At 42.7% G+C, this 13,159-nt stretch carries 14 protein-coding genes; all 14 read left to right on the plus strand.

All coding sequences use genetic code 11. The features are described 5' to 3' along the window. Nucleotides 1-11: 11 nt before the first annotated feature. The 14 genes from ADM90_RS08390 (at nt 12) to rnz (ending at nt 12,909) form a co-directional block, all read left to right on the plus strand. Nucleotides 12-671, plus strand: coding sequence for a precorrin-8X methylmutase (locus ADM90_RS08390; RefSeq protein WP_053994528.1), 660 nt, complete (start codon nt 12-14; stop codon nt 669-671). Beyond that, nucleotides 671-1,804 carry a cobalt-precorrin-5B (C(1))-methyltransferase gene (locus ADM90_RS08395; protein ID WP_053994529.1) on the plus strand — a complete coding sequence of 378 codons (1,134 nt, stop codon included), beginning with the start codon at nt 671-673 and terminating at the stop codon, nt 1,802-1,804. Before ADM90_RS08390 ends, ADM90_RS08395 begins: the two co-directional genes overlap by 1 nt. Beyond that, nucleotides 1,779-2,981, plus strand: coding sequence for a precorrin-6y C5,15-methyltransferase (decarboxylating) subunit CbiE (gene cbiE, locus ADM90_RS08400; protein ID WP_200908541.1), 1,203 nt, complete (start codon nt 1,779-1,781; stop codon nt 2,979-2,981). The genes ADM90_RS08395 and cbiE overlap by 26 nt, the downstream gene beginning before the upstream one ends. Further along, a complete protein-coding gene (gene cobI, locus ADM90_RS08405; protein WP_053994531.1) occupies nt 2,974-3,681 on the plus strand; it encodes a precorrin-2 C(20)-methyltransferase in 708 nt (235 codons plus the stop codon). The genes cbiE and cobI overlap by 8 nt, the downstream gene beginning before the upstream one ends. Next, complete coding sequence (gene cobM / locus ADM90_RS08410; RefSeq protein ID WP_053994532.1) at nt 3,682-4,467, plus strand: precorrin-4 C(11)-methyltransferase; 786 nt, start codon at nt 3,682-3,684, stop codon at nt 4,465-4,467. Next, on the plus strand, nt 4,460-5,581 hold the full coding sequence (locus ADM90_RS08415; RefSeq protein ID WP_053994533.1) for a cobalt-precorrin 5A hydrolase: 1,122 nt from the start codon (nt 4,460-4,462) through the stop codon (nt 5,579-5,581). The genes cobM and ADM90_RS08415 overlap by 8 nt, the downstream gene beginning before the upstream one ends. 11 nt (nt 5,582-5,592) lie before the next feature. Further along, nucleotides 5,593-6,960 carry a cobyrinate a,c-diamide synthase gene (locus ADM90_RS08420; protein ID WP_053994534.1) on the plus strand — a complete coding sequence of 456 codons (1,368 nt, stop codon included), beginning with the start codon at nt 5,593-5,595 and terminating at the stop codon, nt 6,958-6,960. Then, nucleotides 6,953-7,591: a precorrin-2 dehydrogenase/sirohydrochlorin ferrochelatase family protein gene (locus ADM90_RS08425; protein WP_053994535.1), complete on the plus strand. Its 639-nt coding sequence runs from the start codon at nt 6,953-6,955 to the stop codon at nt 7,589-7,591. The genes ADM90_RS08420 and ADM90_RS08425 overlap by 8 nt, the downstream gene beginning before the upstream one ends. After that, entirely contained in the window at nt 7,588-8,355 is a 768-nt protein-coding gene (gene cobA, locus ADM90_RS08430; RefSeq protein ID WP_053994536.1) for a uroporphyrinogen-III C-methyltransferase, read from the plus strand. The genes ADM90_RS08425 and cobA overlap by 4 nt, the downstream gene beginning before the upstream one ends. 19 nt (nt 8,356-8,374) lie before the next feature. After that, nucleotides 8,375-8,938, plus strand: a complete 564-nt coding sequence (locus ADM90_RS08435; protein WP_083448492.1) for a nitroreductase family protein — start codon at nt 8,375-8,377, stop codon at nt 8,936-8,938. A gap of 13 nt (nt 8,939-8,951) precedes the next feature. Continuing rightward, nucleotides 8,952-9,488: a cob(I)yrinic acid a,c-diamide adenosyltransferase gene (locus tag ADM90_RS08440; protein WP_053994537.1), complete on the plus strand. Its 537-nt coding sequence runs from the start codon at nt 8,952-8,954 to the stop codon at nt 9,486-9,488. Nucleotides 9,489-9,548: 60 nt separating this feature from the next. After that, nucleotides 9,549-11,048: a cobyric acid synthase gene (locus ADM90_RS08445; RefSeq protein ID WP_053994538.1), complete on the plus strand. Its 1,500-nt coding sequence runs from the start codon at nt 9,549-9,551 to the stop codon at nt 11,046-11,048. Then, nucleotides 11,045-11,878: a class I SAM-dependent methyltransferase gene (locus ADM90_RS08450; RefSeq protein ID WP_053994539.1), complete on the plus strand. Its 834-nt coding sequence runs from the start codon at nt 11,045-11,047 to the stop codon at nt 11,876-11,878. Before ADM90_RS08445 ends, ADM90_RS08450 begins: the two co-directional genes overlap by 4 nt. Before the next feature lie 98 nt (nt 11,879-11,976). Continuing rightward, complete coding sequence (gene rnz, locus ADM90_RS08455; protein WP_053994540.1) at nt 11,977-12,909, plus strand: ribonuclease Z; 933 nt, start codon at nt 11,977-11,979, stop codon at nt 12,907-12,909. Nucleotides 12,910-13,159: the final 250 nt, after the last annotated feature.

The raw sequence follows: 13,159 nt of genomic DNA on the forward strand, positions 1-13,159 counted from the left end.
AGGCATTTTTCATGGATTTTAAAACAGATTTCAAACCACTAACAGTAGACCCAGATAAAATTTACGATTATAGCTTTTCAATTATTGCAGAGGAAATGGGCGAGCATGACTTTTCGGAAGACGAGTGGAAGGTTGTGCGCCGTATTATCCATGCATCGGCAGATTTTGAGCTAGGTCGTAGCGTCATCATTACACCAGGCGCGATTGAAGCGGGCATTAAATCCATTCTTGCAGGGCGACATGTTATTGCAGATGTGCAAATGATTGAAAGTGGCTCTGGTAAGAAGCGCTTCCAAAAGCATGGAGGAGATTTACATTGTTATATTGCAGATGAAGATGTGTCGATTGAAGCGAAAAAACAAAATACAACGCGTGCCATTATTTCAATGCAAAAGGCAGCGAAGCTCCATGAAGGTGGTATTTATGCAATCGGTAATGCCCCAACAGCATTGCTTGAATTAATTCGTTTAATAAAAGAAGGTCTAGCAAAGCCTGATTTAATTATTGGCATGCCTGTTGGTTTTGTATCAGCGGCTGAATCAAAGGAAGAGCTACTGAAATTAGAAGGGATTCCATATATTACGAATGTTGGTCGTAAAGGCGGCAGTACAGTGACGGTAGCCGCTTTAAACGCTGTTTCACTTTTAGCGGATGAACAGGCCAAAAAATAATGGAGCGCAAGCCTAAAAAGGACCCTAAGGACATGCGTCACGGTTACACAACAGGGGCCTGTGCAACTGCGGTAACAAAGGCTGCATTGCTTGCCTTAATTACCAAGGAAGAGCAAGAAACAAGCACGATCCATTTACCAATTGGGCGAGATGCAACCTTTACCATTGAAAAATGCATATTTGAACAAAATGCAGTTAGCTGTGAAACGATTAAAGATGCAGGCGATGATCCTGATGCCACACATCAGGCACTCATTGTTAGCACGGTGAGCTGGGCAGATACACCTGGGATTCATTTAGATGGAGGGATTGGCGTCGGGCGTGTCACAAAGCCTGGCCTGCCAGTGCCTGTCGGAGAGGCAGCCATTAATCCTGTGCCCCGTAAAATGATTTATAGCACGGTCCAAGGTGTGTTGGACGAATTTCACATTACTCGAGGCGTAAATGTGGTTATTTCTGTACCGAAGGGTGAAGAAATTGCTAAAAAAACGTTAAATGGGCGGCTTGGTATACTTGGAGGCATCTCGATTTTAGGCACAAGGGGAACCGTCGTGCCTTTTTCGAGTTCTGCCTATATGGCAAGTATTGTGCAGGCGATTAGCGTGGCAAAAGAGGCTGGCTGTGACCATTTAGTGGTCACTACGGGTGGTCGCAGTGAAAAATTTGCAATGCAGCAATATCCAAATTTACCAGAAGAAGCCTTTATTGAAATGGGCGATTTTGTTGGCTTTACCTTAAAGCATTGCAAACGTCTAGGCATGAAGCAGGTGTCGCTTGTTGGTATGATGGGCAAGTTTTCGAAGGTTGCGCAAGGAGTAATGATGGTGCATTCCAAAAGCGCACCGATTGATTTTCCTTTTTTAGCACAGCTAGCAGCAGATAGTGGCGCAGATGAAGCAACGATTGCCGAAGTACGACATGCCAACACAGCGTCACAAGTCGGAGAAATTATGATGGCAAAGGGCTATCATGCGTTCTTCCATCATTTATGTGAGGCTTGCTGCTATTCCTCCTTACATCATATAAAGGGTGGTCTAACACTTTCCACATCGATCTATTCGATGCAGGGACAATTACTAGGAAGGGCTGATAATATTGCATCGATCGATGAAGTTAATTGGGATCGGGGATAACGGATTAGCAAGCTTACTACCACAATACCTCCAATGGATTGAGGATAGTGAGGTGCTTGTTGGAGGTGAGCGTGTTCTCGATTTTTTCCCAGCTTATACAGGTGAAAAGATTGTTATTAAAGGTGGTCTTTCGTCACTTGTTGAACGCTTAGCAAATGAAACAAAAAAAACAGTCATTTTAGCATCAGGTGATCCGTTATTTTATGGGCTTGGTGGCTATTTAGCGAAAAAGCTGAAACTAGAGGTGTATCCGTATATAAGCTCCATCCAGCTTGCCTTTGCAAAGATGGGCGAAAGCTGGCAGGATGCTTATGTGACAAGTATTCATGGCCGTTCTATGAAGGGCTTGGCACAGCGCATCAATGGTAAAAAGAAAGTAGCACTGTTAACAGATGCCGATAATAGCCCAAATGCGCTCGCTCGTTATTTAAAGCATTTTGGATTAACAGAATACCGCGCGTTTGTGGCGGAAAATTTACAGGGTGAAAACGAAAAAGTTGGCTGGTATTCGCTCGATGAATTGGAAACGGCTATGTTTTCCCCATTAAATGTTGTGATTTTACAGCAAACCTTTGAGCCAAAGCGTTATACACTTGGTATTGCTGATGAAGAGTTCTCACAGCGCAAGCCAGATAAAGGGCTGATTACGAAAAAAGAAATCCGTGTGTTAAGCTTGCAGGCCATGCAGTTACAAAAAGATAGCATTATTTGGGATATTGGTACATGCACAGGCTCGATGGCAATAGAGGCTGGTAAGCTTGCACCTGAAGGACAAGTATTTGCGGTGGAGAAAAATGCACCTGATTTAGAAAATTGTCTCCAAAATCAACAGAAATTCCGAGTTGATATTACAGCGATTCATAGTAAAGCACCGGAGGGACTAGACAGCTTCCCAGATCCTGATGCTATTTTCATCGGTGGCACAGGTGGTGAGATGGTGGAGTTATTACAATTATGCTGTAACCGTCTAAAGCCATATGGTCGCATTGTGTTAAATGCTGCAACTATTGAAAATTTATATAAGGCTGTGGAGGCCTTTAAAGCCTGTGGTTTTGCTGTTGATATTTTACAGGCACAGCTTGCGCGCAGTAAACCAATCTTAGATATGACACGCTTTGTCCCATTAAATCCAATCTATATTATTTCGGCTTATCGAAAGGAAGAAAATCATGACTAATTTAGGTGTTTTATACGGCTTGGGCGTTGGTCCTGGCGATCCAGAATTAATTACAGTAAAGGCATTCCGTGTGATTCAGGAATCATCAGTTATTGCCTATCCGAAAAAGCTAAAAGGCAGTAAAAGCTATGCCCATCGTATTGTTGATGTCTATATTAATCCAGAGGAAAAGGATATGCTTGGGCTTGTTTTCCCGATGACAAAGGATGAGGCTGTTCTTGAGCGTGAATGGACAAAATCAGTGGCGCTTGTCTATGAAAAATTACAGCAGGGCAAGGATGTTGCCTTTGTAACAGAGGGTGATCCGCTATTATATAGTACGTTTATCCATATGATGAAGCTGATGCAGGAAAAGCATCCAGAGGTAGAAATTCGTACAGTTCCAGGTATTTCTTCGTTCAATGGCTCCGCCTCACGCTTAGGCATTGCATTGGCGGACGGCGATGACCGTGTAGCCATTATTCCAGCCCATGATAATTACGAGGCAATGCGTGAAGCGATTGAAAGTCATGATGCCGTGGTCTTTATTAAAGTAGCAAAAGTCATTGATTTAATGCTTGAGGTGCTACGTGATTTAGATTTACTGGATAAAGCATCTGTCGTGACAAAGGTAACATCTGATGAAGAGATTATTTGGGATGTACGTGAGCTAGATGGTGTCGATTTAGAATATTTAACATTAATGGTGGTGCGTAAATAAATGAAGAAAATCTATATTGTCGGCGCGGGTCCTGGTGATCCCGATTTAATTACAGTCAAAGGCTTACATATGCTACAAACAGCGGATGTTGTCATGTATACAGATTCATTAGTGAGTGAAGACCTCATTGCCAAAGCAAGCTCAGATGCAGAGGTGATTCGCACGGCTGGTATGCATTTAGAGGAAATGGTTGCTGTGATGGTGGACCGTGTCAATGCAGGAAAAACAGTTGCACGTATGCATACAGGTGACCCTGCGATGTATGGGGCAATTATGGAGCAGGTAGCACTCTTAAAAAAGGAAGGCATTGGCTATGAGGTTATTCCAGGCGTGAGCTCTGTCTTTGCATCAGCAGCGGCAATTGGCGCGGAGCTAACAATTCCAGATTTAACGCAAACCCTTATTTTAACACGTGCCGAAGGGCGTACACCTGTGCCAGAATTTGAAAAGCTACATGATTTAGCGAGCCATCATTGTACGATTGCCTTATTCCTAAGTGCGACGCTTACCAAAAAAATTGTCAAGGAACTACAAAGTGCAGGTTGGGCAGATGAGACACCCGTAGCCGTTATTCAACGAGCTTCATGGCCCGATCAAAAAATCGTACGAACGACTTTAATCGAATTAGATGAAGCGATGCGTGTGAATGGTATTCGTAAGCATGCGATGATTTTAGCAGGCTGGGCATTAGACCCGAACATTCATGATAAAGATCAATATCGTTCGAAGTTATATGATGCAAGCTTTACACATGGCTTTAGAAAAGGTGTGAAGACAAGTGATTGAGTTACAAGAGGGTGTGTTACCAGAGGTTGAGCAACGTAATCCTTATGCCGTTGTAGCCATTACGAAGCATGGTGTCCAAATAGGACGTCGTCTGCAGCAAACCTTTGCAGCAAGCGATTTATATTATATGAGTAAATTTGAACAAGGCGATGAAGAAGAAAAGCATATTCAACTATTTACAGGAACAGTGCGCCTGCTATTGCCAACACTATTTAAGCAATATAAAGGGTTGATTTTAATTATTTCACTAGGCGCAGTAGTACGCATGATTGCCCCTATTTTAAAGGATAAAAAAACCGATCCTGGTGTTGTCGTCATTGATGATCGAGGCGAAAATGTTATTAGTGTTTTGTCAGGGCATCTTGGTGGAGCAAATGAACTGACACATGAGGTAGCAGCGGCACTTGATGCTAACCCGATTATTACAACGGCTTCTGATGTGCAAAAGACCATTCCTGTTGATTTGTTTGGCGCACGCTTTGGCTGGGTCTGGGATAGTGCCGATAAATTAACGCCTGTTAGTGCCTCTGTTGTCAATGAGGAGCACGTTGCCATTGTGCAGGAAGCGGGTGAGCGTGATTGGTGGATGCGTGATACGCCAATGCCAGAGCAAATTAAAATCTATCCATCTACACAGGCAGCGATAGAGGCGAAACCACATGCCACGTTATTCATTACAGATCGGATTATTGAGCCAGCGGAAGAAGTGCTATTGGAAAATGGCGTGATTTATCGACCTAAATCAATTATCTTAGGGATGGGCTGTAATCGTGGAACCTCTGTAGAGGAAGTTGAACAAGTCATTGATGAAACATTGGCGGAGCTTAAGCTTTCGAAAAAAAGCGTAAAGGCATTATGTACCATTGATCTAAAGAAGGATGAGCAATGCTTTTTAGAGATTACCAAGAAATATGATTGGGAATTTATCACCTATACACCTGCTGAATTAAATGAAATCGACTTCCCATCTCCTTCTGAAACGGTCTTTAAATATACAGGTGCATATGGTGTAAGCGAACCCGCGGCTATGCGCTATGCGAAGGTTGATTCACTGCTATTAGAAAAGAAAAAATCAGGCAATGCTACGATTTCTGTTGCTAGATTGCAATTTTAAGGAGGACACCCATGCAAACAAATCGTTTTGTGCTAGCTGGTACAGGCAGTGGTGTAGGGAAAACAACCTTTACAATTGGGCTGATGAAGGCGCTACAAAATAAAGGTAACATTGTTCAAGGCTTTAAATGCGGTCCTGATTATATCGACCCTACCTATCATACGGCTGTAACAGGAAGGATATCACGCAATATTGATAGCTGGATGTTTTCACATGAAGCTGTACGCGATATTGTAGCACGTGCAAGCAAGGATGCGGATGTGGCAATTATTGAAGGGGTTATGGGTTTTTATGATGGTAAAAGTCCGTTATCAGATACTGGCTCTGCTGCAGATATTAGTGTTGTCACAGAGAGCCCTGTGATTTTAATTGTCAATTGTGCAAGTATGGCTAGAAGCGTTGCAGCAGTTGTCAAGGGCTTCCAATTACTATCCGATAAGCCCAATATCGTTGGGGTAATTGCTAATCAGGTCGGCAGCGTTGGGCATTATGAGATCGCAAAGGCAGCGATTGAGCAAGAATGTGGCATTCCTGTTATTGGCTATTTAAAGCGTGAGGAGGGCATTGATATCCCGAGCCGTCATTTAGGCTTAGTGCCAGCGATTGAACGCGGAGAGCTAGATTCATTTTTTGATAAACTAGGTGACCTCATGGCAGAAACCATTGATTTGGATCAATTACTTGATTTAACGAAGGCTCCTATTTTACAAGAATCAGGGCAGCTATTTGCAGCAAAGCCACCTCAAAATATTGTCATTGCTGTGGCAAGAGATGCTGCCTTTAATTTTTATTACGAGGAAAACTTGGCTTTATTACGTGCAAAGGGTGCAACATTGCAATTTTTCTCACCGCTTGCTAATGAGCCTGTGCCAGCGGAGGCAGATGGCTTATATATTGGGGGTGGCTTCCCAGAGGAATTTGCGGCAACACTTGCCAACAGCATAGTGGCGAAAGATTCGATACGTCAAGCGATTGCCAAGGGACTGCCAACATTAGCGGAATGCGGTGGCTTTATGTATTTAACAGAGGCAATTACCAATAGCGAAGGTGAACGTTACGATATGGTAGGCGTGATCCCTGGTGAGGTAGCGATGCAAACAAAGCTAGCAGCACTTGGCTATCGTGAAATTTTCGGTACAATAGGTAATTTTTTAATCGGTGCAGAGGAGCAAGCGAAGGGCCATGAATTCCACTATTCTAAATATAGTGGCGCTCATAACACACCGGCATATGAAACAATTGGGCGCTTTGGCAAAAAGCAAGAAGGCTATCAAGCAGAAAACTTGGTGGCAGGCTATACACATTTTCATTTTGTATCAAACCCAAAGCTCGTTGACAATTGGTTAACAGCTTGTAAGAAGGTGAAGAAGCATGACTAATTATTTTCCCATTCATATCAATCTTGACTATAAAACAGTTGTGATTGTTGGCGGTGGTCACGTCGCAACACAGAAGGTAACGTCCCTATTGCCAACAAAGGCACATATCGTGATTGTTAGCCCAATACTACATGACACTTTACAGCCGCTTGCTGATTCAGGGCAAATTACATGGCAGCAAAAAGAATTTGAACCAAGTGATTTAGATGATGCCATCCTTATTATTGCGGCAACAAATGTGACAGCTGTGAATGAAGCAGTGCAAGAGGCAGCCCAGCATTGGCAGCTTGTGAATCGAACAGATGCACAAAACGAAAGTGATTTTATTACGCCAGCTACTGTGCGCCGTGGTCCTTTTGTATTAACGGTTTCGACATCAGGCGCAAGCCCAGGATTAGCGCGCAAAGTAAAAGCAGAGTTAGCCGAGCAATTTGATGAGGCATATGATGACTATGTCTGCTTTTTACAACAGGCACGTTTAATGATTGCTGCCAAGTACGAGAAAGGTCCACAAAGACGTGCAGCATTACAAGCATTGCTAGAGCCAAGCATCCTTGAATGGACAAGAAATGGTGAAACGCAAAAGCGCGAAGCCTATTTACAACAATTATTGATAGGAGAACAGCAATGAAGAATGGAATCGTCTATATCGTTGGGGCAGGTCCTGGAGACCCAAAGCTTATTACTGTATATGGCCTAGAATGCATTCAAAAGGCTGATGTCATTGCCTATGATCGACTGGTCAATCCTGCATTGCTCAAGCATGCGAAAAAGGATGCAGAACTTGTTTATTGTGGTAAATTACCTGGCAAGCATCATCTGATTCAAGATGAAATTCATGCGCTACTTGTAGAGAAAGCACAGCAAGGCAAAATCGTTACACGTCTGAAAGGCGGCGATCCATTTGTGTTTGGACGTGGTGCTGAGGAAGCGGAAATTTTAAAAAATCATGGCATTGCCTATGAAATTATTCCTGGCATTACAGCAGGTATCGCAGCACCAGCCTATGCAGGTATTCCTGTGACACATCGAGACTTTGCAACAAGCTTTGCAATTGTCACAGGACATGGTCGTGAGGAAAAGGGGCAAGATTTTTTAAATTGGCCAGCACTAGCAACAGGCATTGATACGGTGGCCTTTTATATGAGCGTTGGCAATATTGCCTATATCGCTCGAAAATTAATCGAACATGGACGCAAGGCAACAACCCCTGTCGCGGTCATTGAGTGGGGAACAACTGCACAGCAGCGTACAATTACAGGCAGATTAGATGAAATTGCCAGCATTATTGAACGACAAGGGTATCATAATCCTTCCATGATTGTTGTTGGTGAAGTCGTCAATGTACGTGAAAAAATCCAATGGTTTGAAGAGCAAGGACTTGCTTTTTCGTAAAGCAGAAGGAGGAGGAAGCATGACAACTATAATGGAAGCGTTACAAAAACGTCGAGCAATTCGCAATTACACAGCACAGCCAGTTGAGAAAGAAAAAATTGAACAAATCTTACAGGCTGCAACCTATGCACCAAATGACCGAATGCGTGAGCCTTGGCATTTTTATGTGATTCAAGGTGAAGCGATGCAGCATTATGAGGACATGGCGACTAGCTATTTACAGGAACGCTTCCCAACAAAGCCTCATTTAGTGGAAAGTTCTTTAAAGGTTGTACAAACAACACCTGTTGCGATTGTTGTGACAGCCGCGATGGTAGAAGGGGATGCTGATGCGACACAGGATAATATTTTTGCTGTCTGTAGTGCAATTATGTCCATGTGGCTAGCAGCAGAGGAGCTAGGACTTGGCTTTGTCTGGCGTACACGTGGCGTTGGACTTGTCCATGATCCACGCATGCATGCATTTATCGGTGCTAGCGATACGGAAAAAGTAGTTGGAACAATTTTTATTGGCTATCCAGAGGAGCAGGAGCTTGGCGCTAAGAAGCGCACATCCTTTGAAGAAAAAACAACTTGGCTGTAAGGAGGCTAAACACATGGCTAGAAAAGGCTTGTTTTTAGTTTATACAGGCGAAGGAAAAGGTAAAACAACAGCATCTCTTGGCGTGACATTACGCGCGGTTGGTCGTGGCTTACGTGTGCGCTATATGCAATTTATCAAATCACCAGAGCGTACGTATGGCGAGCAAATTGCCCTGCGTAAGCTTGGCGTGGACATGGAGCAACTGGGCATTGGCTTTACATGGACAAAGACGCCTGAGGAGCATCGCGTTGCATTAGCAAAGGCATGGAAAAAAACAAAGGCTGCCTTGCAGGATGACAGCATTGATTTATTAGTGCTGGATGAGTTAAACAATGCGCTTGCCATTACAAAGTTTCCTATTGATGATGTCCTTCCACTGGCAGAGGTGATCGACGCCATTAAGCAACGTCCAGCAACCATGCATTTAGTGGTGACAGGCAGAAGTGCTAACCCTGCGCTGCTGGCGATGGCTGATTTAGTGTCAACCATTGATGCCACCAAGCATTATTACGATGAAGGTATTCCAGCAGTAAAAGGGCTTGAATTTTAAGCTATTTGCTATGATAAAAAATACCCGCGTTACATCAATTACGACGGAGGAAAAAGAATAATGCCAGCTAAATCAATTATGATTCAAGGAACAGCCTCTGATGTTGGAAAAAGTATGATTTGTACAGCATTATGTCGTATCTTTTCAGATGATGGCTTTCAGGTAGTGCCGTTTAAATCGCAAAATATGGCACTTAATTCATTTGTAACACAGGATGGCGGAGAAATTGGTCGTGCACAGGGTGTACAGGCAGAGGCAGCCCGCGTTGTCGCAACAACGGATATGAACCCTATTTTGCTAAAGCCAAAGCAAGATATGATGTCTGAAGTCATTGTGCATGGCAAGCATTTTTTAAATATGGATGCTAAAAGCTATCGCAATAACTTTGTGCAGGAGGCAATGCCGATTGTTGAAAAATCAGTGCGTACACTCCAACATACATATGATGTGATGGTCCTAGAGGGTGCGGGAAGTCCAGCGGAAATTAATTTAAAGGACCGTGATATTGCCAATATGCGAATGGCCCATTTAGCAGATGCTGCGGTCGTGCTTGTTGCCGATATTGATCGTGGCGGTGTCTTTGCTTCCATTATTGGCACATTGGCTTTACTGGATGAGGCGGAGCGAGCACGTGTCAAAGGGCTGATTATTAATAAGTTTCGAGGTATGCGAGAATTATTGGATGATGGTCTTGAATGGGTAGAGCGTGAAACCGGCATCCCGGTGCTTGGTGTTATTCCCTATTTAGATGTCAAGATCGAAGCGGAGGATTCGCTTGCTTTATCATCCCTGCGTTTTAAAAAGCCAAAGCCAGGTGAGTTTGCCGTAGACGTAGCCATGATTCGTTTACCACGTATTTCAAATTTTACAGATATTGATCCATTTTTTGATGAGCCTGAGGTAGGCGTCCGATTAATTGGCAATGTGCAGGAGCTTGGCACGCCAGATTTACTTATACTGCCAGGAACAAAAAGTACCATGGATGATTTAGCATGGTTAAGGGCACAGGGCTTTGATCAGGCAATTACAAACTTACGTCAGCATGGTACAAAAATTATTGGTATTTGTGGTGGCTTCCAAATGCTTGGCGAAACATTATTGGACCCAGATGCAGTGGAAGGAAATGGGGAGTCGGCTGAAGGGCTTGGATTATTGCCGATGGAAACCATTTTTGTTGGGGATAAAAAGACTGTGCAAATGACGGGCATGAGAGGACAGGATATATTGACAGGCTATGAAATCCATCTAGGGCGTACAAAAATTTTACGTGATGAAGTATCGCCATTTCTTCACCTTGAGGATGGACGCGTAGATGGTGCGATTAGTCACGATGAGCAAGTGATTGGCACGTATTTCCATGGATTATTCCATAATCGTCCCTTTACCCGCCAGCTTGTCAATGAAATCCGATTAACAAAGGGATTAGTCGCTTTACCAAGTGATGTAAAAAGCGATGCACAGCGCAGAGAGGATGCCTACAATATGCTAGCTAGCCATGTACGTGCCAATCTCGATATGAAAAAAATATATGAAATTTTATCGTTAGAGGTATCTGTATGACAAGAAAAGGACCATTAGCTATTAATTATGAGGCATTATGGCAGGAGGGTATGAAGGATTGGCATGGTCATATGCCTGTGCGGATGGTCGATGATCAGCTTGAGGAGCAATTTTGGGCACAGTCGGTTGCACGGAAAAAAATAGGCTACACCGATCCGTATGCTGCAAAAATTTTTCAGGAGCTTCAAAAGCACATTGAGCCTCAGCATTCCGTAGTAGAAATTGGCCCTGGATGGGGGAATTATACATTTCCATTAGCCGAGCGAGTAGACAAGCTGACATGCGTAGATAGCTCCGAAAGCATATTGCAATACTTACAGCAATATATCCCTAGTCAGCATGTCTCTTATGTGCATGCAAAGTGGGAACAGCTAGCTGAGAATGATATCGAGCCACATGATATTGTTTTAGGCATCAATTGCTTTTATCGGATGTATGAAATTAAAAATGCCTTATACCATATGAATCGTCTGGCCAAAAAGCGGGCGATTATTGGCATGACAACAGGCCCAATTCAACCACATTATGAATATTTATACGAAAAATATGGCTATGCGATTAAATACCCACGTAGAGATTATATTGAGTTTTTAAATTTACTGTATGAAATGGATATTTATGCGGATTGTCAAATCATTCCGTTAGAGCGTGTCTATGAATATAATAGCTATGAGCAGCTTGTAACAACACAAAGCAAGAAAATACTAAGTACAGACTTCCAGCAAGCACATGTGGAGGAGTCTCTTGCACCTTTTATTGAAGAAAAAAATGGACGTTATTATTATCGTCATGATTTTCATGCGGCACTTGTGTCATGGCAACCAAAATAAGAGACAAACCTTTGGGGAAAGCTATTTTTCCAAAGGTTTTTCTTATTGGTATAGATAGGGTACAATAAAACGATAGAACAAGAAATGAGGTGGCAGATGTGCAGCTACATTTTTTAGGAACAGGCGCAGGGATGCCTTCAAAAGATCGTAACACGAGTGCTTTAATGGTGAAGCTACTGGATGAAATAGGAGAACTATGGTTATTTGACTGTGGGGAGGCAACACAGCATCAAATTTTACATACCTCATTAAAGCCAAGGAAAGTCACTAAAATTTTTATTACCCATTTACATGGCGATCATATTTTTGGCTTACCAGGCTTTTTAAGCTCACGTTCCTTTCAAGGAGGCAATGACCCCTTAACAATTTTTGGTCCTGCAGGTCTACAGCACTGGGTGGAGCAAACATTGGCATTATCCAATACCCATTTAACATATCCTCTACATTTTGTCGAAGTACAGGAGGGCGTAATGTTGGAGGATGAGCATTTTACAGTTTACGCAAAGGCGCTGCGACATGTGATACCATGTTATGGCTATCGTATTGAGCAAAAGCCTTTACCTGGTGAATTGCTGATTGAAAAGGCACAAGCTCTTGGTGTTCCAAAAGGACCATTGCTGGGGCAATTGAAAAAGGGTCAGGATATTGTACTGGACAATGGTGTGCTGATTCAAGCAAAGGATGTCACTGCTCCTCCGAAAAAAGGCTTTACTTTGACGATTTTAGGGGATACGAAATATTGTCAAGAGGCTGTTCAATTAGCAATGAAGGCTGATATTGTTGTGCATGAGGCCACTTTTGATAGCACAACACCAGACCTAGCAGCAAGCTATGGGCATACGACAAATGTGGAGGCAGCAAAAGTTGCACAGCAGGCAGGGGCAAATTATTTATTATTAAACCATTTAAGCGCTCGCTTCCTTCCGCAGGATTTACCTCAATTTTTGGCGGAAGCACAGCATATTTTTCCACAAACATTGCTAGCAGCCGACCAGACCATCTTTACGTGGCATAACCATCAATTATTTTAATATATTTTTTGTAAAAATACCCTATTTATTGTGAGTACTCTCAATGAATAGGGTATTCTTTAAATAGTGCTAACTATCTACTAAAAAATAGGCTCTATTTACTTTATCATTGCTCGAATACATATGCTATTTATCCTAATTATATTTATTGCAGAATTTTTACAATTTAACGACAATTTCATATTCCTCTGTAATTTATTATAGTTTTTTCATAAAAATGAATGAAATATATGGAAGTACTATTGTATGA

The sequence above is a fragment of the Lysinibacillus macroides genome, from assembly GCF_001281525.1.
Classification (GTDB): domain Bacteria; phylum Bacillota; class Bacilli; order Bacillales_A; family Planococcaceae; genus Lysinibacillus; species Lysinibacillus macroides.